Source organism: Nocardioides anomalus, assembly GCF_011046535.1.
Lineage (GTDB): Bacteria > Actinomycetota > Actinomycetes > Propionibacteriales > Nocardioidaceae > Nocardioides > Nocardioides anomalus.
In genome coordinates this window covers 1,242,893-1,263,376 of the sequence record NZ_CP049257.1, presented here as the reverse complement: position 1 = coordinate 1,263,376, position 20,484 = coordinate 1,242,893, and the positions used below count along the sequence as shown (strand labels likewise).

General features: G+C 72.2%; 21 protein-coding genes. 16 read left to right on the top strand and 5 right to left on the bottom strand.

The features are described from left to right. Position 1: 1 nt before the first annotated feature. From G5V58_RS06470 to G5V58_RS06400, 15 genes are all read left to right on the top strand, one after another. Positions 2-436, top strand: coding sequence for a flagellar hook capping FlgD N-terminal domain-containing protein (locus tag G5V58_RS06470; RefSeq protein WP_165230029.1), 435 nt, complete (start codon positions 2-4; stop codon positions 434-436). 27 nt (positions 437-463) lie between these two features. Further along, positions 464-1,318, top strand: a complete 855-nt coding sequence (locus tag G5V58_RS06465; RefSeq protein ID WP_165230026.1) for a flagellar hook-basal body complex protein — start codon at positions 464-466, stop codon at positions 1,316-1,318. A gap of 202 nt (positions 1,319-1,520) precedes the next feature. Beyond that, positions 1,521-1,823: a flagellar FlbD family protein gene (locus tag G5V58_RS06460; RefSeq protein ID WP_165230023.1), complete on the top strand. Its 303-nt coding sequence runs from the start codon at positions 1,521-1,523 to the stop codon at positions 1,821-1,823. Beyond that, a complete protein-coding gene (locus G5V58_RS06455; protein ID WP_165230020.1) occupies positions 1,823-2,596 on the top strand; it encodes a motility protein A in 774 nt (257 codons plus the stop codon). Before G5V58_RS06460 ends, G5V58_RS06455 begins: the two co-directional genes overlap by 1 nt. Before the next feature lies 1 nt (position 2,597). Continuing rightward, a complete protein-coding gene (locus G5V58_RS06450) occupies positions 2,598-3,614 on the top strand; it encodes an OmpA/MotB family protein (protein ID WP_165230017.1) in 1,017 nt (338 codons plus the stop codon). Continuing rightward, on the top strand, positions 3,611-4,036 hold the full coding sequence (locus tag G5V58_RS06445) for a flagellar basal body-associated FliL family protein (RefSeq protein WP_165230013.1): 426 nt from the start codon (positions 3,611-3,613) through the stop codon (positions 4,034-4,036). The genes G5V58_RS06450 and G5V58_RS06445 overlap by 4 nt, the downstream gene beginning before the upstream one ends. A gap of 91 nt (positions 4,037-4,127) precedes the next feature. Next, the gene (locus G5V58_RS06440; RefSeq protein ID WP_230487132.1) at positions 4,128-5,084 is read left to right on the top strand and encodes a flagellar motor switch protein FliM; all 957 of its coding nucleotides are present in this window, start codon (positions 4,128-4,130) and stop codon (positions 5,082-5,084) included. Further along, complete coding sequence (gene fliN, locus G5V58_RS06435) at positions 5,081-5,854, top strand: flagellar motor switch protein FliN (RefSeq protein ID WP_165230010.1); 774 nt, start codon at positions 5,081-5,083, stop codon at positions 5,852-5,854. Before G5V58_RS06440 ends, fliN begins: the two co-directional genes overlap by 4 nt. A 1-nt stretch (position 5,855) precedes the next feature. Next, a complete protein-coding gene (locus G5V58_RS06430) occupies positions 5,856-6,470 on the top strand; it encodes a flagellar biosynthetic protein FliO (protein WP_165230007.1) in 615 nt (204 codons plus the stop codon). Further along, positions 6,467-7,396 (top strand): flagellar type III secretion system pore protein FliP, encoded by a 930-nt coding sequence (fliP, locus tag G5V58_RS06425; RefSeq protein ID WP_230487131.1) that lies wholly within the window; start codon positions 6,467-6,469, stop codon positions 7,394-7,396. Before G5V58_RS06430 ends, fliP begins: the two co-directional genes overlap by 4 nt. Before the next feature lie 8 nt (positions 7,397-7,404). Beyond that, positions 7,405-7,674 carry a flagellar biosynthesis protein FliQ gene (gene fliQ / locus G5V58_RS06420; RefSeq protein WP_165230004.1) on the top strand — a complete coding sequence of 90 codons (270 nt, stop codon included), beginning with the start codon at positions 7,405-7,407 and terminating at the stop codon, positions 7,672-7,674. Between the two features lie 13 nt (positions 7,675-7,687). Continuing rightward, complete coding sequence (locus G5V58_RS06415; protein ID WP_165230001.1) at positions 7,688-8,458, top strand: flagellar biosynthetic protein FliR; 771 nt, start codon at positions 7,688-7,690, stop codon at positions 8,456-8,458. Next, positions 8,455-9,669 carry an EscU/YscU/HrcU family type III secretion system export apparatus switch protein gene (locus tag G5V58_RS06410; protein WP_165229998.1) on the top strand — a complete coding sequence of 405 codons (1,215 nt, stop codon included), beginning with the start codon at positions 8,455-8,457 and terminating at the stop codon, positions 9,667-9,669. The genes G5V58_RS06415 and G5V58_RS06410 overlap by 4 nt, the downstream gene beginning before the upstream one ends. Positions 9,670-9,748: 79 nt before the next feature. Further along, positions 9,749-11,830: a flagellar biosynthesis protein FlhA gene (locus G5V58_RS06405; protein WP_165229995.1), complete on the top strand. Its 2,082-nt coding sequence runs from the start codon at positions 9,749-9,751 to the stop codon at positions 11,828-11,830. After that, on the top strand, positions 11,827-12,081 hold the full coding sequence (locus tag G5V58_RS06400; RefSeq protein ID WP_165229992.1) for a hypothetical protein: 255 nt from the start codon (positions 11,827-11,829) through the stop codon (positions 12,079-12,081). The genes G5V58_RS06405 and G5V58_RS06400 overlap by 4 nt, the downstream gene beginning before the upstream one ends. A gap of 6 nt (positions 12,082-12,087) precedes the next feature. Here G5V58_RS06400 and G5V58_RS06395 read toward each other — a convergent pair whose 3' ends face one another. The 5 genes from G5V58_RS06395 to G5V58_RS06375 form a co-directional block, all read right to left on the bottom strand. Continuing rightward, on the bottom strand, positions 12,088-13,140 hold the full coding sequence (locus tag G5V58_RS06395; RefSeq protein ID WP_165229989.1) for a PAS domain-containing sensor histidine kinase: 1,053 nt from the start codon (positions 13,138-13,140) through the stop codon (positions 12,088-12,090). A gap of 77 nt (positions 13,141-13,217) precedes the next feature. Beyond that, complete coding sequence (locus G5V58_RS06390; protein ID WP_268991262.1) at positions 13,218-14,468, bottom strand: M16 family metallopeptidase; 1,251 nt, start codon at positions 14,466-14,468, stop codon at positions 13,218-13,220. Between the two features lie 77 nt (positions 14,469-14,545). After that, positions 14,546-16,780: a polyribonucleotide nucleotidyltransferase gene (locus tag G5V58_RS06385; RefSeq protein WP_165229986.1), complete on the bottom strand. Its 2,235-nt coding sequence runs from the start codon at positions 16,778-16,780 to the stop codon at positions 14,546-14,548. Positions 16,781-17,026: 246 nt separating this feature from the next. Then, positions 17,027-17,302: a 30S ribosomal protein S15 gene (gene rpsO / locus G5V58_RS06380; protein WP_165229983.1), complete on the bottom strand. Its 276-nt coding sequence runs from the start codon at positions 17,300-17,302 to the stop codon at positions 17,027-17,029. Positions 17,303-17,504: 202 nt separating this feature from the next. Then, positions 17,505-18,560 (bottom strand): molybdopterin-dependent oxidoreductase, encoded by a 1,056-nt coding sequence (locus G5V58_RS06375; RefSeq protein ID WP_165229980.1) that lies wholly within the window; start codon positions 18,558-18,560, stop codon positions 17,505-17,507. 229 nt (positions 18,561-18,789) lie between these two features. Here G5V58_RS06375 and G5V58_RS06370 point away from each other — a divergent pair, with 229 nt between their 5' ends. Then, the gene (locus tag G5V58_RS06370) at positions 18,790-20,484 is read left to right on the top strand and encodes a VanW family protein (RefSeq protein ID WP_165229977.1); all 1,695 of its coding nucleotides are present in this window, start codon (positions 18,790-18,792) and stop codon (positions 20,482-20,484) included.

Here is a 20,484-nt window from a genome sequence, read left to right as displayed (position 1 = left end):
CGTGACCATCGGCGCGACCGAGGGCACGACCGCCGCCCAGTCCGGGAACGGACTGGGTGTCACCAGCACCAGCGGCTCCAAGGACAAGGACATGTTCCTGCAGCTGCTGGTGGCCCAGATGAAGTACCAGGACCCGACGAACCCGACCGACTCCAGCCAGTTCCTGGCCCAGTCGGCGCAGTTCACGTCCCTGGAGAAGATGGAGTCCATCGCCGACCAGACCGGGCTGCTGCTCGGCAGCTCGCTCGCCTTCGGGGCCAGCGGTCTGGTCGGACGCACGGTGACCTTCACCCTCGACGACGGCACCCAGGGCACCGGCGTCGTCAGCGGCGTGCAGTTCGGCACGTCCGGCCCGGTCCTGACCGTGGGCGACCACCAGGTCCCGGTCTCGAACCTCGTGAGCGTCACCGACGGCTCCGCTGCGCCCACCTCCTGAACCACCTACCCGGAAGGAAGTTCCCCCATGCTCCGCTCCCTCTTCGCCGGCATCAGCGGCCTGCGCGCCAACCAGTCCGCGCTCGACGTGGCCGGCAACAACATCGCCAACGCCAACACCGTCGGCTTCAAGTCGTCCTCGGCGATCTTCCAGGACACCCTGAGCCAGATGCTGACCGGCGGCTCGCGGGCCAACGGCGCCCGCGGCGGCGGCAACCCGGTCCAGGTCGGCCTGGGCGTCCAGCTCGCGGCCACCGCGCTCAACCTGGGCCAGGGCTCGGCGCAGCCGACGGGCCGGCCCACCGACCTGATGATCTCCGGCGACGGGCTCTTCGTGGTCAAGGCCGACGGCGAGCAGCTCTACACCCGCGCCGGCGCCTTCACCTTCGACGACCAGGGCGTCCTGGTCACCCCGTCCGGCGCCCGTGTCCAGGGCTACCAGCTCGACGCGAACGGCGATCCGACCGGCGCCCCCGGCGACATCACCCTCGACCCGGCCAACGCGGTCCCGGCCGCCCCCGCCGGCGTGCAGCTGAAGTCCTACAGCTTCGGCAGCGACGGCAAGCTCACCGGCGTCTTCGACGACGGCGTCAGCCGCCAGCTCGGCCAGATCGCCCTGGCCGACTTCAACAACCCGATGGGGCTGGAGCGGATCGGCGAGACCGCCTTCCGCGCCTCGCCGAGCTCCGGGACGCCCCAGCTGGACGTGCCGAGCGAGGGCCGGCGCGGCACGATCATGGCCGGCACGCTGGAGATGTCGAACGTCGACCTGGCCGCCGAGTTCACCAACCTGATCCTGGCCCAGCGCGGCTTCCAGGCCAGCTCGCGCGTCATCAGCACCTCCGACCAGGTGCTCGAGGACCTGGTCAACATCAAGCGCTGACCCCGCCGCACGCGCAGCCGCACCAACAGAGGACCCCCGGGCCTGCCCGGGGGTCCTCGCACGTGGTGTGGCCGCCCCCACTGGACCGGACCGGCTGCGGCTCTTCCCCGCGACCGCTCAGGTCCACCTCGCCCGGGCCGAAGGCGAAGGGGACGGCCACGGACGGCCGTCGCAGCACCCAACGCCACCAAGGACGGTGACCATGATCCGGCTGACCCGACTCTCGGGCGCCCCGTTCGTGCTGAACGCGGACCTGATCGAGCGCATCGACCGCACCCCCGACACGGTCATCACGCTCGGCGACGGCACCAAGTACGTCGCCGCGGAGGACATCGACACGGTCGTGACCGCGATCCGCATGCACCGGGCCGAGATCATCGCGCTCAGCGAGTACGTCCGCGTGGACTTCGGCGAGCAGCAGGCCGAGGGCCGAGAGACCCTGGCCAGCGTCACCGACCTGACGACCGCCGCCGGCGCCGTTCGCAGCGACGAGGGGGTGCGCTGATGGACAGCGCGACCGCGATCGGCGTCGGCGGCGGGTTCGCCGTCATCATCGGCGCCAACGTGATGGAGGGCGGCAACCCCTCCAGCCTCATCCAGATCCCGGCCCTCGTGCTGGTCTTCGGCGCCACGCTCTGCGTGACCCTGGCCGGCGGCACCCTGGCCGACGCCAAGAACGCCGTGGCCGCCCTCAAGAAGGCCTTCACCGGCAAGGTGACGCCGGCCGCCGACGTCGTGCCGACGATCGTGGGGCTGGCCGACAAGGCCCGGCGCGAGGGCCTGCTGGCCCTCGAGGACGCCGTCAAGGACATCGACGACGAGCTCCTGGTCAAGGGGGTGTCGCTGGCCATCGACGGCAACGACCCCGAGGAGGTCCGGACCATCCTCGAGTCCGAGGTCATCGCCAAGCGGCGCGCCGACAAGCAGGCGGCCAAGTTCTTCAGCGACGCCGGCGCCTACGCGCCGACCATCGGCATCATCGGCACGGTCATGGGCCTGGTCCACGTGCTCGAGAACCTGGCCCGGCCCGAGGAGCTCGGTCACCTGATCGCCGCCGCGTTCCTCGCCACCCTGTGGGGCGTCATGTCGGCCAACGCGATGTGGCTGCCGATCGGCAACCGGCTCAAGCGGCTCAGCGAGCTCGACGTGGCCCGCATGGAGGTCGTCATCGAGGGCGTCTCGGCCATCCAGTCCGGCGCCAACCCGCGGGTGGTCCGCCACCGCCTGGTCTCGCTGCTGCCCGCCGAGGAGCAGTCGGCCCTGGCCGAGGCGGCCTGACGTGAGCGCCCCCCGACGTTCCCGGCTCCACGAGGAGCACGAGGAGCACGAGAACCACGAGCGGTGGCTGGTCACCTACGCCGACATGGTCACGCTGCTGATGGTGCTGTTCATCGTCATGTTCGCGATGAGCCAGGTCGACGAGAAGAAGTTCATGGCCCTCAAGGAGGGACTCGCGGCCGGCTTCGCCAACAGCGCCTCGGTGCTGCCCGGTTCCGACACCCTGCTGGAGCAGTCCGGCACGTCGCCCATGGCGCCGATCGCCCCCGACCACCGCGTCGAGGACATCACCAAGCTCACCGTCGGCGCCCTCGACGCGCCGCGCGACGCCCAGAGCGCCGAGCACCGCGCCCAGGCGCTGGACGAGGCCAAGAAGCTGGGCGGCATCGCCGGCGAGGTCCGGGAGGCGCTCAACGCCCAGGGCCTGGCCGACGACGTGACGACCAGCATCGACGAGCGCGGGCTGGTCATCAGCCTGGTCTCCAAGCACGTGACCTTCAAGGCCGACCAGGCCACCCTCACCCCCCGCGGTGCGGCCGTCGTCGATGCCCTCGGGCCGGTCCTGCGCCGGCTGTCGGAGGACATCGAGGTCGCCGGCCACACCAACCAGGTCCCGGTGACCCCCCGGTACTACGCGACCGACTGGGACCTGTCCGCGGCGCGCGCCGTCACCGTCCTGCGCCGCCTGAACGAGCAGCTCGGTCTCCCCGCCGACCGGCTGTCCGTGGCGGCGTACGGCAACACGCGGCCGCTGGTCGACCCGACCCAGCCGGGCTCGCAGTCGATCAACAAGCGCGTCGACCTGGTCGTGCTGTCCTCGGCCGACGAGCAGACGCGCGCGCTGCTCCAGAGGTACGCCGGGCAGGCGACGGCCGACGCGACCGCCGAGCAGCCGGCCGGCACGGCCGGGACGGCCGGGAAGGCCGGGAAGGACGGGACGACCGGCGGCGCCGAGACGCAGGCCGGGGCCGGAGCCGACGCGGGACACACCACGACCGAGAAGGGACGACACTCATGAGCACCGCCGAGGCCGAGGCCGTCGAGGAGGCGAAGGGCGGCAAGAAGAAGCTGCTGATCATCGTGCTCGTGCTGGTGCTCGGCGCGGCCGCAGCCTGGTGGTTCCTGCTGCGCTCCCCCGCCGGCGCCAAGGACGAGCCGGAGCCGGGCGAGGTCGTGGCCCTCGACCCGATCCAGGTCAACCTGGCCGAGGGGCACTACCTGAGCGTCGGGATCGCCCTGCAGACGGTCAAGGGCGCCGAGGAGCTCGACGGCAGCAAGGCGCTGGACGCGGTCATCGAGCTCTACAGCGGACTGGACCAGTCCGAGCTGGTCAAGCCCAAGGGCCGGCAGAAGCTCAAGGCCGAGCTGCGCAAGGAGCTCGCGCACCTTTACCACGACGAGGTGATGGACGTGTACCTGACGCAGTTCGTCACCCAGTAGCCGCCCGGCCGGCCCCGCCCCGACGGACCGGCCGCGAACTCAGACCCTCGTTCTCCTCAGGAGTCCCGCCTCCCGGCCGATCAGGCCCTTCGTGGAGGTCCCGTCGACGATGCACCCGAGCACGGGCGCGGCTGCGCGCCGTCGCGCCGGCGGCATCGTCGACCGACCTGCCGCCAGCTACGACTTCCGGCGCCCGCTCCAGCTCTCCCGCGAGCACAGCCGGGTCCTGCAGGGCGTGTTCGACGGCTTCGCCCGCCAGGCCACCACGATCTTCACCTCCACCCTGCGCACGGTGTGCCAGGTCAACCTGGAGTCCGTCGAGCAGCGCACCTACGCGGAGTACGTCGAGTCGCTCGGCTCGATGACCTACCTGACCAAGTTCTCCGCCGAGCCGATGCCCGGCCTGGGCGTGATCGAGCTGCCGCTGCCCGCGGTCATGTCCTGCGTGGACCACATGCTCGGCGGCCCCGGCGCCACCGACCAGCCGCAGCGGGTCCTCACCGACATCGAGTCGGTCGTGGTCCGCGGCCTGGTCGACCGGCTGCTGGACGGCCTGCGCTACGGCGTGTCGGAGCTGGTGGCCATCGAGCCGGTCGCGACCGGCGTGGAGTACAGCCCCCAGTTCGCCCAGGTCGCCAGCGGCAACGACGTGATCCTGGCCGTCACCCTGACCGCCCGGATCAACGAGCAGCCGCACCGGCTCACGGTGTGCCTGCCCTTCAACGGCCTGCTCCCCCACCTGACCGCCGCGGCCGCCCCGGCCCCGGTCTCCAACCGCGAGCGCGCCGAGCGCGCCGCCGCGGCCGAGCTGCTGGACCGCCGGCTCCAGGACGTCCCGGTGGACGTCGCGGTCCGCTTCCGCCGCACCCTCCTCACGCCCGACGCCTTCGCCTCGCTGCGCGCCGGCGACGTGCTCCGCTTCGGCCACCCCGCCTCCGCGCCGCTGGACGTCGTCGTCGACGAGGCCGTCTTCGCCCACGCCACGGCCGGCTCCACCGGCGCCACCCTCGCCGCCCGCATCGTCTCGACCCCGCAGGAGCTCCGATGACCACCACCCCGCTCGCCGCCCCCGCCGAGCACCTCGCGCTCGCCGCCGGCGAGGCGGCCGCCGCCGTCCTGCCGGCCGCCGACCTGCTCACCGCGAGCACCACGGCCCCCGCCGGACCGGACATCGCCGCGCCGTACGCCGGCGCCGTGGTCGCCGCGCTGGCCGGTGGCCTCGACGGCACCGTCGCCCTCCTGGTCGGCCAGGAGCTGGTCCACGCGGTGGAGAGCGGTCCGGGCATCGACCTGGCCGGCGCCGCGCAGCCCGCCCTCGACGCCGTCGGCGCCGTGCTCGGCGGCTCGGCCCAGGTCGGACGCGTCGTGCCCGCCGCGCTGGCCCTGGCCCAGTTCGCCGGCCCCTGCACCGCGGTGACCCTGACCGACGGTCGCGGCCCCGCCGCCGTCCTCCTCGTCTCCGACGGGCTGCTCGCCTCGGGCGCACCCAGCCTCCCGGCCCCCGCGCCGGTGGCCGCGCCCGCCGCCGCGCCCGCCGCCGGCTCTCCTGCCGGCCGGCTCGTCGGCTCGTCGCGCGGCCTGGAGGTGCTGCACGGCGTCGACATGGAGGTGACCGTCGAGCTCGGCCGCAGCCGGCTGACCGTCCGGGAGCTGCTCGCCCTCGCCCCCGGGCAGGTGCTGGAGCTGGACCGCGCCGCGGGCAGCCCCGCCGACCTGCTCGTCAACGGGCTGCTGATCGCCCGCGGCGAGGTCGTCGTCGTGGACGAGGACTTCGGGCTGCGGATCACCGAGATCGTGGACGAGAGCGTCGCCAGCTGACATGACCGAGCTCGTCGTCCGGCTGGTCTTCTCGCTGGCCGTGGTCCTGGGACTGCTGCTGCTCTGCGTGCGCTTCGCCGGACGCCGCTTCACCAGCCGCGGCGACGCCCTGGTCCAGGTCGTGCACCGCCAGGCCATCAGCCGCTCCGCCGCGGTCAGCGTGGTGAACGTCGGCGGCCGCGTCCTGGTCCTCGGCACCACCGAGCAGGAGGTCCGCCTCCTCACCGAGCTCGACCCGGCCAGCCTGGAGCTGGACGACGACACCGACGCCCACGACGCCGACGAGGAATCGGACGAGCTGCTCCGCACCCTCGACCACCCGGCCCTGGCCGTGGTGCGCGACCGCCCGACCAGCATCGCCCTCGAGCTGCTCGCCCAGGAGCCGCAGGCCCTCGTCACCGAGCCCGCGGCCCAGCCCGTCGCTCCCGCGGCCCACGGCCGGCACGCCGCCCCGCGGCACGGCGGCGCTCGCCGCGCGGCCCCTCGCCCTTCTCGGGCGGCCCGGACGCCGCAGGCGAGCCGGACGGCGACCAAGGACACCCCGCTCGCGGGCTCGGTCCTCTCCCCCTCGACGTGGAAGCAGGCCTGGGGCGCGGCCACCGGTCGCGCCTCGTGACCACGGCCCTGCGGCGCCTGCTCGGCGCCGTGCTCCTCGCCGCCGCGGCGTGGCTCGTGCTCGGCGCGCTGGCCACGCCCGCTCAGGCGACCCCGGCGACCGTCACGCACACAGCGGTCGCCGGCCACGTGGCGGACGACACGGTCACCGACGACCCGCTGACCGACGGCAGCCTGGACAGCACCGACACCGGCGAGGACGAGCCGACCGGCGGCCCGACCGGCCCGGCCGGTCCCGCGGGACCCAGCCAGGGCACCGGCGACAGCTCGGTCACCGTCGACCTGGGCGACCTGGGCAAGAAGCCGAGCTCGTCGATCACGGTCATCATCGCGCTCACGCTGCTCTCGCTGCTGCCGGCGATCGTGCTGAGCTGCACCTGCTTCACAAAGTTCCTGGTCGTGCTGGGGCTGACCCGCAACGCGCTCGGGCTGCAGCAGACGCCGCCCAACCAGGTCCTCGCCGGCCTGGCGCTGTTCCTCAGCCTGTTCGTGATGGCGCCGGTGATCAGCGACATCTACGACGCCGGCGTGAAGCCCTACATGGACGGCGACGCGACCTCGGCGCAGGCCTGGGACGACGGCATCGCGCCGCTCAAGACGTTCATGCTCAAGAACGCCGACGACGACGAGATCGAGCTGCTGACCAACGTCGCCGACCGCGACCTGCCCGACACCCGGGCCGAGACGCCGATGACGACGCTGGTGCCGGCGTTCATCCTGAGTGAGCTCAAGGACGCCTTCATCATCGGCTTCATCATCTTCATCCCGTTCCTGATCATCGACATCGTCGTCAGCGGGGCGCTGATGGCTCTCGGCATGATGATGATGCCGCCGGTCATGGTGTCGCTGCCGTTCAAGCTGCTGCTCTTCGTCCTCGTCAACGGCTGGGGCCTGGTCATCACCGCCCTGGTCGGGAGCTACGGGTAGGGATCGACATGTCTGACGCCACCCTCATCGACATCGCGACGCAGGCCATGCTCGTGGCCCTCAAGCTGTCCGCGCCCATCCTGCTGACCTCGCTGTGCATCGGGTTCACGATCTCGCTGTTCCAGTCGATGACCCAGATCCAGGAGTTCACGCTCGCCTTCGTGCCCAAGGTCGTCGGCGTCGGGATCGCGCTGCTCATCAGCGGCAACTGGATGCTGCACACGATGCTCAACTACACCGAGTCGCTCTGGACCTCGATCCCGAGCCTGCTGGCCTGAGCGGACCGACCCGGTGAACGTCGCGATCGCGGGCGAGCCCGCCCTGGCCTTCCTCATGGCCTCGGTGCGCATCGTCGCGTGGCTCGTCGTCGTGCCGCCGTTCTCCTCCAAAGCCGTCCCGACCACGGCCAAGGTCATCCTCGCCGTCGGGCTCTCCTTCGCCACCTCCCCCGGCCTGGACAGCGACCTCAGCGCCGACACCTGGTCGGTCGTCTCCACGCTCGTGGTCCAGATCGGCGTCGGCCTGGCCATGGGCTTCGTGACGATGATGCTGTTCAGCGCGGTCGCCGCGGCCGGCAGCCTGGTCGACGTCTTCGGCGGCTTCTCGCTGGCCCAGGGCTTCGACCCGCTGGGCCTCAACTCCAGCACCGTGTTCGGCACCTTCCACCAGATGCTGGCCAGCACCCTGCTGTTCCTCAGCGGCGGCTACCTCGTGGTCATCGGTGGGCTGCTCAAGACCTTCACGCTGCTGCCGGTCGGCGCCGTTCCCGACATCGACGCCGGCCCCGAGATCATCCTCACCGCGTTCCGGCTGTTCTTCGTCACCGCGGTGCAGGTGGCCCTGCCCCTCGTCGTGGTCCTGTTCATCTCCGACCTCGGCCTGGCCCTGCTGACCAAGGTCGCGCCGCAGCTCAACGCGCTCAACGTGATGTTCCCGGCCAAGATCGGGCTGACCCTGCTGCTGGTCGGGATGTCCTTCCCGCTGCTGCCGGGCGTCCTGGACAACGTCGTCGAGCACACCCTCGACGCGCTGGCCGCCGTGGCGGGAGGGGGTGGCTCGTGACCGGGGAGAAGACCGAGAAGGCGACCCCCAAGCGCCGCAAGGAGGCGCGCAAGGAGGGTCAGGTCGCGCGGACCCCCGAGCTCGGCTCCTGGGCCGCGCTGCTGCTGGCGACCATTGCCCTGCCGGGGCTGGTGCGCCACGAGATCACGGCGTTCGAGGTGCTGATGAGCGACGCCCTGCGCTCGATCCAGGACCCGACGATCCCGCAGGCGATGCGGCTGCTGCGCGAGGGCGGCACGCACGCGTTCATCTCCCTCGTGGTGCTGGGCAGCGGCGTGATGGTCGTCGGCGTGGCCGCCGCGCTGGCCCAGGGCGGCTTCTTCCTGGCCACCAAGCTGGTCAAGCCGAGCGCCAAGAAGCTCAACCCGGTCTCGGGCTTCAAGCGCCTGTTCGGACCGCACGCGCTCTGGGAGGGGCTCAAGACGCTGGTCAAGAGCGCCGCCGTGGGCCTGCTCTTCTGGCTCACCCTGCGCTCGATGCTCCCCGTGGTCGGCGCGCACGCGGGCGCGGACGCCCTGCTCGCGCACACGGGCGACCAGGCGGTGGCCCTGGCCCGCAACATCGCGCTGGCCGGCCTGGCCATGGCCGCCCTGGACTACGCCTGGCAGCGCCGCAAGACCTCCAAGCAGACCAAGATGTCCAAGGAGGACGTCAAGCAGGAGCACCGGCAGAGCGAGGGCGACCCGCTGGTCAAGAGCGCCATCCGCGCCCGCCAGCTGGCGGCGGCCCGCAACCGGATGATCGCCGACATCCCCGAGGCCGACGTGGTCCTGGTCAACCCGACGCACGTCGCCGTCGCCCTGCGCTACGACGCCGCGAGCGGGGCACCCCGGGTCGTCGCCCGCGGGGCCGGGGTGATCGCGGCCAAGATCCGCGAGGTGGCCACCGAGGCGCGCGTGCCGCTCGTGCGCGACGTACCGCTGGCCCGGGCGCTGTACGCCTCCACCGAGGTCGGCCACGAGATCCCGGCCGAGCTGTTCGCCGCGGTGGCGCAGGTGCTGGCCTTCGTCATCAACCGGCGCAACCTCGGCCAGCGCGGCGGGGAGCACCGCAGCCCGCGGCGCGAGACCGAGCTCTCGGCCCCGGCACGCCACGCCCGCCGGCGGCACGCGGCCGGCGGCCACCGCGGCCCCCGCCGCGAGCAGGCGCTGCCCGCGGCGTCCCCAGGACGTCGCGCGGACTCCTCAGGTCGGGTGCTCGCCGGCCGATAGGCACCCCTGGACGACCACCGGCGCCAGGACGGCGCCGGTCAGCAGCAGCCAGGACGGCGCCCGACCCTGAAGGGGTCCGATGTCCCTGAAGCGGCTGACCCAGCTCGGCGTGCCGATCGGCATCGTCGCGATCGTGGTGATGCTCGTCATCCCGCTGCCCACGGTCGTCCTCGACGTCCTCATCGCGGCCAACATCACCGGGGCGCTGCTCATCCTGCTGGTGGCCATGTTCGTGGTCCGCCCGCTCGACTTCGCGTCGTTCCCCGCCCTGTTGCTGGTGATGACGCTGTTCCGGCTGGCGCTCAACGTGAGCGCGACCCGGCTGGTCCTGCTCGACGGCTTCGCCGGCAAGGTGATCGACACCTTCGGCCACTTCGTGGTCGGCGGCTCGCTCATCGTCGGCATGGTCATCTTCGCGATCCTGCTGGTCATCCAGTTCGTGGTCATCACCAACGGTGCCGGCCGCGTGGCCGAGGTCGGGGCGCGCTTCACCCTCGACGCCATGCCCGGCAAGCAGATGGCCATCGACGCCGACCTCAACTCCGGTCTCATCGACGAGGACGAGGCCCGCCGCCGCCGCGCCGAGGTGCACGCCGAGGCCGACTTCTACGGCGCGATGGACGGCGCCTCGAAGTTCGTCAAGGGCGACGCGATCGCCGCGATCGTCATCACCGTCATCAACCTGCTCGGCGGCTTCGCCATCGGCATGGCCCAGAAGGGCATGTCGGCCGGCGACGCAGTCTCCACCTACAGCCTGCTCTCCGTCGGCGACGGCCTGGTCTCGCAGATCCCGGCCCTGCTGCTCTCGGTCGCGACCGGTCTGGTCGTGACGCGCAGCGTCAGCCAGGAGGACATGGGCTCCGACATCGTGCGGCAGCTCACCCAGAACAAGATGCCGCTGCGCATCGCCGGCTTCGCGGCCCTCGGGCTCTGTCTGATCCCCGGTCTGCCGAAGATCCCGTTCCTGCTCACCGGCGGCACGCTGCTGCTGGTCTCCTCGCGGATCCAGGAGGACGGCGGCAAGCGCGGCGTCGCCGGGGTCGGCGCCGACGGCACCGGCGAGCCGGGCGCCCTGCCGGCCGTACCGGAGACGCCCGAGATGCTGGCCGCCGAGATCCAGGTCGACCCGCTCGGCCTCGAGCTCTCGGCCGACATCATCGACCTGGTCGACCAGGGCTCCGGCGGCGACCTGCTGGACCGGGTCCAGGCCCTGCGCCGCAAGGTGGCCATGGACATCGGCATCCTCATCCCGCCGGTCCGCACCCGCGACAACGTCCAGCTGCCGCTGCGCACCTACGTCATCAAGCTGTTCGACATCGAGGTCGCGCGCGGCGAGGCGCCGGCCGGCACCGTCCTGGCCATCGGCGACTTCCTCGGCTCCCTGCCCGGCGAGCCGACCGTCGAGCCCGTCTACGGCCTCGAGGGCAAGTGGATCCCGCGGGAGCTGGCCCGCCAGGCCGAGCTCGGCGGTGCCACCGTGGTGGACCGGACCGCGGTCATCACCACCCACCTCGCCGACGTCGTCACGCGGTACGCCGCCCGCCTGCTCGGGCGCGAGGAGGTGCGGCTGCTCACCGACGTGGTCAAGCGCAACCACCCCGTCGTGGTCGAGGAGCTCACCCCCGCCCTGCTCAGCCTGGGCCAGGTCCAGCGGGTCCTCCAGGCCCTGTTGGAGGAGGGCGTCTCGGTCCGCGACCTGGTCCGGATCTACGAGGCCCTCTCGCTCAGCGCGACGATCTCGAAGGAGCACGAGGTCCTGGTCGAGGCCGCGCGCGCCTCCCTGGGCCCGGCCATCGTCGCGCCCCACGTGCGCGACGGCGTCGTCCACGTCATCAGCTTCGAGCCCCAGCTCGAGCAGCGGATGCTGGAGTCGATCCGGCCCAGCGACGAGGGCCCGGTCCTCGTGCTCGACCCGCTCATCGCCCAGCGCGTCATCAGCAGCCTGGCGCACCTGCTCATCGAGGCCGAGAACCAGGACCTGCGCCCCGTCCTGGCCTGTGCCCCGCAGATCCGGCTCGCCGTGCGCCGCATGGTCCGCCCGGCCATCGACCGGCTCGCGGTCCTCTCCTACTCCGAGCTGACCGGGAGCGCGCAGGTGCGCTCGGTCGGCGTCGTCAACGTGCACACCGACCAGCGCGCCGTGGAGGTGGCGTCGGCATGATCAACCTCGGAACCGTCCTCGGGCTCGCCGCCCTGCCGACCTCCCCCGCGCTCTACCGCGGGTTCGTCACCGGGGAGCTCCCGGTCGACGTGGCCCTGACCCGCTACCTCGTGGCCGTGGTGGCGGTGTGGGTCGCGCTCTCCCTGCTCGCCGGTCTGGTGGGCCCGTCCACCCCGGCGCCCGTGCTGGCCGTGGACGAGGCCGACACGCCCGGAGCCGCCGGCACGGCCGAGGCCACCCCGCCGCAGTAGCCGCGCTCAGGCGTCGGCGCGGGGCAGCACGACCCGGACCGTGGTGCCCACGCCCTCCGCGCTCTCCAGCGCGATGGTGCCGCGGTGCGCCTCGACGACCGAGCGGGCCACGGCGAGCCCGAGACCGGCACCGGCGCTGAGCCGGGCGATCGCGCCCGGCGCGCGGTAGAGGCGCTCGAAGACCTTGTCGACCTGGGCCGCGCTGATCCCGATCCCGGTGTCGGCGACGGTGACCGTCGCCGAGGACGCGTCCGCGTCGAGGCTGATGCGGACCTCGCTGCCCGGCGGGCTGAACTTGCAGCCGTTGACGACCAGGTGGTCGACCACCCGGCCCAGGTGGTGAGCGTCGCCGCGCACGGCCACGGGCCCGCTGGCCTCGAGGACCAGCCGCACCCCCGCGGCGTGGGCGTACGGCGCGCGCTCCTCGACCACGGCGGCGACCACGGCCACCAGGTCGACCAGGTCGGTCGTCAGCCGGGTCAGGTGCTCCTCGGTGAAGGTCACGGCCAGCAGGTCCTCCACGAGCAGCAGCTCGCGGCGGGCGTTGCGGTAGACGATGTCGACGAGCCGGCGCGCGACCGGGCCGAGCTCCTCGTCGGGCAGCTCGCGCAGCAGCTCGGCGTACCCCACCACGGAGGTCAGCGGCGTCTTGAGCTCGTGGGAGACGTTGGAGGCGAGGTCGTCACGGATCCGGTCGTTCTCGTGCTCCAGGGCCAGCCGGGCGGAGATGTCGCGCACGAACACGCCGGTCAGCGGCCCGCCCTCAGTGGGCACGGGCACCAGCGAGCACTCCACCGGTACGGCGCCCCCGTCGGCGCGCCGGGCCTCGACCCGGGTGGACCAGTGCGCGGCCGCCTCGACGCTCGGCCGGTGCCAGCCGGGGAGCAGCTCGCGCAGCGGTCGCCCGACCAGCGCGTCGCGGCCGGTGCCGAACAGCCCGGACACCGGTCCGCCCACGTGTCGCACGACGTCCGAGGCGTCGACCACGAGGACAGGGTCGGGCGCGTGCTCGAGCAGGCGCACGACGTTCGCGCCGGCACCCGCGACCGCCTCCGACATACGGGAGAGGGTATGTGACCGATGAGGCCCCTGAGCCGGGTTTCCGCTCTCCTGCTGGCTCTCAGGCGGTGAGCTGTCTAGGCCGGGCCGACGACGGCCAGGATCTCCGGCTGGCTGAAGACCTGGCGGGCGACGTCGCGGACCTGCTCGAGGCTCACGCCGTCGATGCGGGCCATGACCTCGTCGATGGCCAGGAGCTCGTCCTGGACCAGCTCGGCCTTGCCGATGCGCGACATCCGGGACCCGGAGTCCTCCAGGCCGAGGACCAGACCGCCGCGCAGCTGGCCCTTGCCCCGGGCCAGCTCCTCCTCGGTGATGCCGTCGCGGGCCACCCGGGCCAGCTCGGTGCGCACGACGGCGAGGACGTCGTCGAGCTTGTTCGGCAGGCAACCGACCGAGACGCCGACCAGGCCGGAGTCGGCGTGGTGGCTGGCGAAGGAGAACACGGAGTAGGCCAGCCCGCGGACCTCGCGGACCTCCTGGAACAGCCGCGACGACGTGCCGCCGCCCAGCGCGGTGTTGAGCACGCCGAGCGCGAAGCGGCGCTCGTCGTTGCGGTCCACGCCCTCCATCCCGAGCACCACGTTGACCTGCTCGAAGGGCCGGGTGGCCTCGACGGTGCCGGGCGTGACGCGGACGCGCTTGGTGCCGTGGCGCGGCGCGACCGGGGCCTCGTCGCGGTCGAGCCACCCGCCACGGCCGAAGGCCTTGCGGACCATGCGCACGACCGCGCCGTGCTCGAGGTTGCCGGCCGCGGCGACCACCATGGTCGCCGGGCGGTAGTGCCGCTTGTAGAAGCGCGCGATCTGGGCGCGGGTCAGCGCCTCGATGGAGCCGACGGTGCCGGCGATCGGGCGCCCGAGCGGCGAGTGCGCGCCGTAGGCCTGCTCGGTGAACAGGTTGTGCACCACGTCGTCGGGGTCGTCGTCGTGCATCGCGATCTCGTCGAGGATCACGTCGCGCTCGGCCTCGACGTCCTCGGCCGCGAGGGTCGAGGAGGTGATCATGTCGCCGAGCACGTCGACGGCCAGCCCGAGGTCCTCGTCGAGGACCCGGGCGTGGAAGACGGTGTACTCCTTGGCGGTGTAGGCGTTGAACTCCCCGCCCACCGCGTCGAGCGCGATGGAGATGTCCAGCGCCGTGCGCTCCTGGGTGCCCTTGAAGAGCAGGTGCTCCAGGAAGTGCGAGCAGCCGTGCAGGGTCGGGCTCTCGTCGCGCGAGCCGACGCCGACCCAGACCCCGATGCTGGCCGAGCGGACGCCGGCCAGCTGCTCGGTGATGACCCGGAGGCCGCCGGGCAGGACCGTGCGCCGGACGCGTGAGGTCACGCGTCCGGCGCCGTCCTTCTCCGTCTGCAGGGTGCGGGTGGTCCCGCGCCCCAGGTCCGGCGTACGAGCGGCCGTGGTCAGGCCTCGACCTGCTCGGTCTCCGCCGCGGCGTCGGAGGAGTCCGAGCCAGCCTCGGAGCCCTCGTCCTCGACGACCGGGGTCAGCGACAGCTTGCCGCGGTCGTCGATCTCGGCGATCTGGACCTGGATCTTCTGACCGACCGAGACGACGTCCTCGACGTTCTCGACCCGCTTGCCGCCGGCCAGCGGACGCAGCTTGCTGATGTGCAGCAGGCCGTCCTTGCCCGGGAGCAGCGAGACGAAGGCACCGAAGTTGGTCGTCTTCACGACGGTGCCGAGGTAGCGCTCGCCGACCTCGGGCATCGTCGGGTTGGCGATCGCGTTGATGGCCGAACGGGCCGCCTCGGCCTGGTCGCCGCTGGTCGCGCCGATGTAGATCGTGCCGTCGTCCTCGATCGAGATCGAGGCGCCGGTGTCGTCCTGGATCTGGTTGATGACCTTGCCCTTGGGCCCGATCACCTCGCCGATCTTGTCCACCGGGATGTTGATGCTGATGATCCGCGGCGCGGTCGGCGACATCTCCTCCGGCTCGTCGATGGCCTCGGCCATCACGTCGAGGATCGTCATGCGGGCGTCGCGCGCCTGCTGCAGCGCCTGCCCGAGCACCTCGGCGGGGATGCCGTCGAGCTTGGTGTCGAGCTGGAGCGCGGTGACGAACTGGCGGGTGCCGGCGACCTTGAAGTCCATGTCGCCGAACGCGTCCTCGGCACCGAGGATGTCGGTCAGCGCGACGTACTGCGTCGAGCCGTCGATCTCACCGGAGACCAGGCCCATCGCGATGCCGGCGACCGGCGCCTTGAGGGGCACACCGGCCTGGAGCAGCGACAGCGTCGAGGCGCAGACCGAGCCCATCGAGGTCGAGCCGTTGGAGCCCATGGCCTCCGACAGCTGGCGGATGGCGTACGGGAACTCCTCGCGGCTCGGCAGCACCGGCAGCAGCGCGCGGCGCGCGAGCGCACCGTGGCCGACCTCGCGACGCTTGGGCGAGCCCACGCGGCCGGTCTCACCGGTGGAGAACGGCGGGAAGACGTACTTGTGCATGTAGCGGCGGTGCTTCTCGGGCGACAGCGTGTCGAGCTGCTGCTCCATCTTGAGCATGTCGAGGGTGGTGACGCCCAGGATCTGGGTCTCACCGCGCTCGAACAGCGCCGAGCCGTGCACCCGCGGGATCACGCCGACCTCGGCGTGCAGCGGCCGGATGTCGGCCAGGCCACGGCCGTCGATGCGGACCTTGTCGCGCAGGATGCTCTCGCGGACCAGCGACTTGTTGACCGAGCGGAACGCCGCACCGATCTCCTTCTCGCGACCCTCGAACTGCGGGCCGAGCTGGTCCAGCGTCCGCGCCTTGAGCTCGTCGGTGCGGTCGTTGCGCTCGGTCTTGTCGGCGATCCCCATCGCGGCGGCGAGGTCGGAGCGGACGGCCGACTCGACGGCGGCGAAGACGTCGTCCTCGTAGTCGAGGAAGACCGGGAAGTCCTGGACCGGCTTGGCGGCCTGCTTGGCCAGCTCGCTCTGCGCGTCGCAGAGCTGCTTGATGAACGGCTTGGCGGCGTCGAGGCCCTGGGCCACGACCTCCTCGGTCGGCGCCTGGACGCCGCCCTCGATGAGGGTCATCGCGTGCTCGGGCGCCTCGGCCTCGACCATCATGATCGCGACGTCACCGGTCTCGGTGACGCGACCGGCCACCACCATGTCGAAGACGGCGTCCTCGAGCTGGCTGTGGGTCGGGAAGCACACCCAGGTGCCCTCGATCAGTGCCACGCGGACGCCGCCGACCGGGCCGGAGAACGGCAGGCCGGAGAGCTGGGTGGACATCGACGCGGCGTTGATGGCCAGCACGTCGTAGGGCTGGTCGGGGTTGAGTGCCAGCACGGTGATGACGACCTGGACCTCGTTGCGCAGGCCCTTCTTGAAGGTCGGGCGCAGCGGGCGGTCGATGAGGCGGCAGGTGAGGATCGCGTCCTCGCCCGGGCGGCCCTCGGAGCGGAAGAAGGAGCCGGGGATCTTGCCCGCGGCGTACATCCGCTCCTCGACGTCGATGGTGAGCGGGAAGAAGTCGAACTGGTCCTTGGGCGTCTTGCCCGCGGTGGTCGCCGACAGCAGCATCGTGTCGTCGTCGAGGTAGGCGGTCACGGCGCCGGCGGCCTGCCGGGCCAGCAGCCCGGTCTCGAACTTGACCGTGCGCTGGCCGTACTGGCCGTTGTCGAGGGTGGTCTCGACGGCGGAGATCACGGGTTCGGTGGAGTTGTCACTCAAGAGGTTTTTGCCTTCTCTGTCGCGGAGCGATCCGCAGCGTCCCGCATCAAGAGAGGCCGGTCTTCGATCGAGGCCCGCAGAGCGTCGGTCTGTCCGGGGACAGCGGTTCTGAGAGCCACTACCGAGGACCGGGCCAGAACGGCGGGTCGCTCCTGTGGTTGCTGATCGGTGTTCTGTTGTGAAATGTAGCGGAGCCCCCGCGCGGGCGGGGGCTCCGGTGAGTCAGCGGCGCAGGCCGAGACGCTCGATGATCGAGCGGTAGCGCTCGATCTCGGTCTTGTTCAGGTAGTTGAGGAGCCGCCGGCGCTGGCCGACGAGCAGCAGCAGACCACGACGGCTGTGGTGGTCGTGCTTGTGCTCCTTGAGGTGCTCGGTGAGGTGGCTGATCCGGTGGCTGAGCAGCGCGATCTGCACCTCCGGCGAACCGGTGTCGCCCTCGGTCGTGGCGTACTCGGCGATGATCTTCTTCTTGGTCTCCGCGTCGGTTCCGACTGACATGCGGGCTCCCTCTCGGTTCTCGTCTGCGCGGCGCGCCGGGGCCTGTCCACCCGGGCACTCTGGATCCGCGGCCGTTGCACGGCGGTTCAGCAGGTGCTGGTCGCCCACGACGGGCAACCGGGCAAGGCTAGCAGCGGGCTGGGGGCGGGCCCAATCCTGAGCCGGGCGGCGAGGGCTCGGCGTGCGGTCGGGCCACGGTCGCTCAGGCCACCGTCACCGGGTGCCGGACCACGGCGTCGAAGAAGTATCCCTGGTCGTTGAACGGCGAGGCCAGGGGCTGGGTGCGCCCGTCGGTGTCGGTGGCGCGGGCCAGCAGCTGGTAGGAGCCGGCCGCGGGCCGGTCCCACTCGACCGAGAAGCGCGTCCAGCCGTGGCCGCGCACGGTGGCCACGCCGGCGCCGCGGCCGTCCTCGTCGCGCAGGTCGGCGCGCTGCCAGCTCTGCCCACCGTCGAGGCTCACGTTGACCTTCTTGATCGGCGCGGCGCCGCTCCAGGCGCGACCGGTGAGGGTGTGGCGGCGACCGGCGCGCAGGGTGGCGCCCGAGGCGAGCTCCCAGGCGGAGCGGACGGGGTTGACCGTGAGCGGCGGCTCGGTCGTGGAGTACGTCGGCCCGGTCATGCGGTACCACTTGGTGTTCCACGGCGAGGTCAGCTGGGTGTTCGACACCTCCAGCGAGCCGAGCCACTTGATGGAGCCGATGCCGACCCAGCCGGGCAGCACCAGCCGCAGCGGGTAGCCGTGGTCGGGCAGCAGCTCCTCGTCGTTCGCGCTCCACGCCAGCACCGCGTCGCGCAGGGCCTTGCTCACCGGGAACGGCCGGCGCACCGGGCCGTAGTCGACGCCGCCGGAGACGTAGCTCGGGTCCAGGCCGGTCGCCTGGATGGAGACGGCGTCGTCGCCGAGCCCGACCTCCTTGAGCAGGTCGCGCAGCCGCACGCCCTCCCAGACCACGCTCCCGACCGCGCCGAGGGTCCAGGCGGTGCCGGCCGCCGGGGTGCCCTGCTGGCTGGCGAAGAAGCTGCGGCCGTTGCCGGTGCACTCGTGCACGCTCAGCACCCGGGTGTGCGGGAGCCGGCGCAGGTCGCGGAAGCTGAGCGTCAGCGGGTCGGTGGCCGGTCGCGGGGTGGCCAGCCCGTCGCCGAACACCCTCAGCCGCCACGCGCTTTTGTCGATGACCGGCGTCGAGGTGTGGTTGCGCACGAACAGCCGAGGCTGCGGGGTGAGGTACTTGCGCGGGTTCACCGTGGCCCAGCGCATCTCGGCGTTGGTGCCGAAGTCGGTGAACTGATCGGCCGGCGTCGGCTTGAGGATCGCCGGGTACGCCGCCCGGGCCGGGTCGAGCAGGGCGCCCCACCCACCGCCCGCGACGAGCGCCCCCCGGCGGCGGCGGAGGTGACGAGGGAGCGGCGGGTCAGGAGCGGCTTCGGCATCCGGTGATGATAGACGAGTAAGTCAGTAGAGTTGAAGAGCCCGTAGGTTGGTCGTCGTGCACCGGTGGGTCAAGCTGAGCGGCCTGGGGCTGGCCGCCGCCGGCGCGGCGTACGTCGTGGCGGTGCTGGTCGCGGGCGACGACCTGCCGCGCGGCACGTCGATCGGGGGCGTCGCCGTGGGCGGGCTGTCGCGGTCCGCGGCCGAGCAGCGCCTGGCCGAGGCGTACGCCGACCGGCCCGGCCTCGAGGTCGCCGTGGGCGGCACCGAGCGCGAGGTCTCCCCCGCCGACGCCGGGCTGCGCCTGGACGCGGAGGCGTCGGTGGACCAGGTGGCCGGCGGCGCGCGGTGGTCGCCGACGACGCTGTGGGACCGGTTCACCGGCGGTGACGACCTCGAGCCCGTGGTGGCCGTGGACGACGACGCGCTGGACGGCCTGCTGGACGAGCTCGACGAGCGGGTGGCCGACGAGCCGGTGGACGGCGTGGTGCGGCTGACCCGCAAGGGGGTCAGGGTGCGCGACCCGGAGCCGGGGACGGCGCTGGACCGGGACGCCGCGGCGGACGCCCTGGTCGCGGCGTACGTCGACGGCGGCCGGGCGGAGCTGGAGACCAGCGAGGAGCAGCCGGCCATCGACGCGGGCGACGTGAGGCAGGCGCGCGAGGAGTTCGCGGAGCCCGCGCTGTCGGGTCCGGTGACGCTGCGCTTCGACGCGTCCGCGGTGACCCTGGAGCCACGCCAGTTCGTGCGGGCCCTGCGACTGGTGCCCGAGGACGGTGAACTGGTGCCGACGCTGCGCTCGGGCGTGCTGGCCCGGCAGCTGTCCGGGCTGGTGGCCAAGGACGGGCAGCCGCCGGTCGACGCCGAGGTCCGGCTGGTGGCCGGCAAGCCCCGGGTCGTGCCGGGCAAGCCGGGCGTCAGCTTCGACCAGGACGTGGTCGACGAGGCGTTCCTGGACCTGGTGACCGCGCCCGAGGGCGAGCGCGAGCTCGAGGTCCCGGCCGAGGTCGTGGAGCCGGCCTTCACCACCGAGGACGCCGAGGCGCTGCAGATCACCGAGCAGGTCTCGCAGTTCACGACCTACTTCCCCTACGCGGAGTACCGCAACACCAACATCGGTCGCGCCGCCGAGCTGGTCGACGGCACCGTCGTCAAGCCGGGCGAGACCTTCTCCCTCAACGGGACGGTCGGCGAGCGGACCGCGGAGAACGGCTTCACCGACGGCTTCATCATCAGCAACGGCATCTTCAAGGAGGACCTCGGCGGCGGGGTCTCGCAGATGGCCACGACGACGTTCAACGCGGCCTTCTTCGCCGGCATGACCGACGTCGAGCACAAGCCGCACTCCTTCTACATCGACCGCTACCCCGTCGGCCGGGAGGCGACGGTCGCCTGGCCGACGGTCGACCTGAGGTTCCGCAACGACACGCCGTACGGCGTGCTCGTCCACGCTCACCTCACCCCCAGCACGCCGTCGTCGCAGGGCGTGGTGACGGTGCGGATGTTCTCCACGAAGTACTGGGACATCACGACCAAGACGGGTGACAGCTACAAGCTGACCTCGCCGGCGACCCGGACCCTGGACACTCCGGACTGCTACCCCAACACCGGCTACGGCGGCTTCGACATCGACGTGTGGCGCTACTGGCGCCGGGCCGGCTCCGCCGAGCTCGAGCGGACCGAGAAGATGCACACGACCTACACGCCGTCGGACACCGTGATCTGCAAGCCGCCGGGCTCGCTGCCGGACTGA

Excerpts from the sequence above, each read along its gene's own strand:
- rpsO (WP_165229983.1), bottom strand. The coding sequence starts at position 17,302 with ATGTCAGTCGGAACCGACGCGGAGACCAAGAAGAAGATCATCGCCGAG.
- fliQ (WP_165230004.1), top strand. The coding sequence starts at position 7,405 with ATGTCTGACGCCACCCTCATCGACATCGCGACGCAGGCCATGCTCGTG.
- G5V58_RS06400 (WP_165229992.1), top strand. The coding sequence starts at position 11,827 with ATGATCAACCTCGGAACCGTCCTCGGGCTCGCCGCCCTGCCGACCTCC.
- G5V58_RS06460 (WP_165230023.1), top strand. The coding sequence starts at position 1,521 with ATGATCCGGCTGACCCGACTCTCGGGCGCCCCGTTCGTGCTGAACGCG.
- G5V58_RS06405 (WP_165229995.1), top strand. The coding sequence starts at position 9,749 with ATGTCCCTGAAGCGGCTGACCCAGCTCGGCGTGCCGATCGGCATCGTC.
- G5V58_RS06455 (WP_165230020.1), top strand. The coding sequence starts at position 1,823 with ATGGACAGCGCGACCGCGATCGGCGTCGGCGGCGGGTTCGCCGTCATC.
- G5V58_RS06430 (WP_165230007.1), top strand. The coding sequence starts at position 5,856 with ATGACCGAGCTCGTCGTCCGGCTGGTCTTCTCGCTGGCCGTGGTCCTG.
- fliN (WP_165230010.1), top strand. The coding sequence starts at position 5,081 with ATGACCACCACCCCGCTCGCCGCCCCCGCCGAGCACCTCGCGCTCGCC.
- G5V58_RS06465 (WP_165230026.1), top strand. The coding sequence starts at position 464 with ATGCTCCGCTCCCTCTTCGCCGGCATCAGCGGCCTGCGCGCCAACCAG.
- G5V58_RS06395 (WP_165229989.1), bottom strand. The coding sequence starts at position 13,140 with ATGTCGGAGGCGGTCGCGGGTGCCGGCGCGAACGTCGTGCGCCTGCTC.
- G5V58_RS06375 (WP_165229980.1), bottom strand. The coding sequence starts at position 18,560 with ATGCGCTGGGCCACGGTGAACCCGCGCAAGTACCTCACCCCGCAGCCT.
- G5V58_RS06445 (WP_165230013.1), top strand. The coding sequence starts at position 3,611 with ATGAGCACCGCCGAGGCCGAGGCCGTCGAGGAGGCGAAGGGCGGCAAG.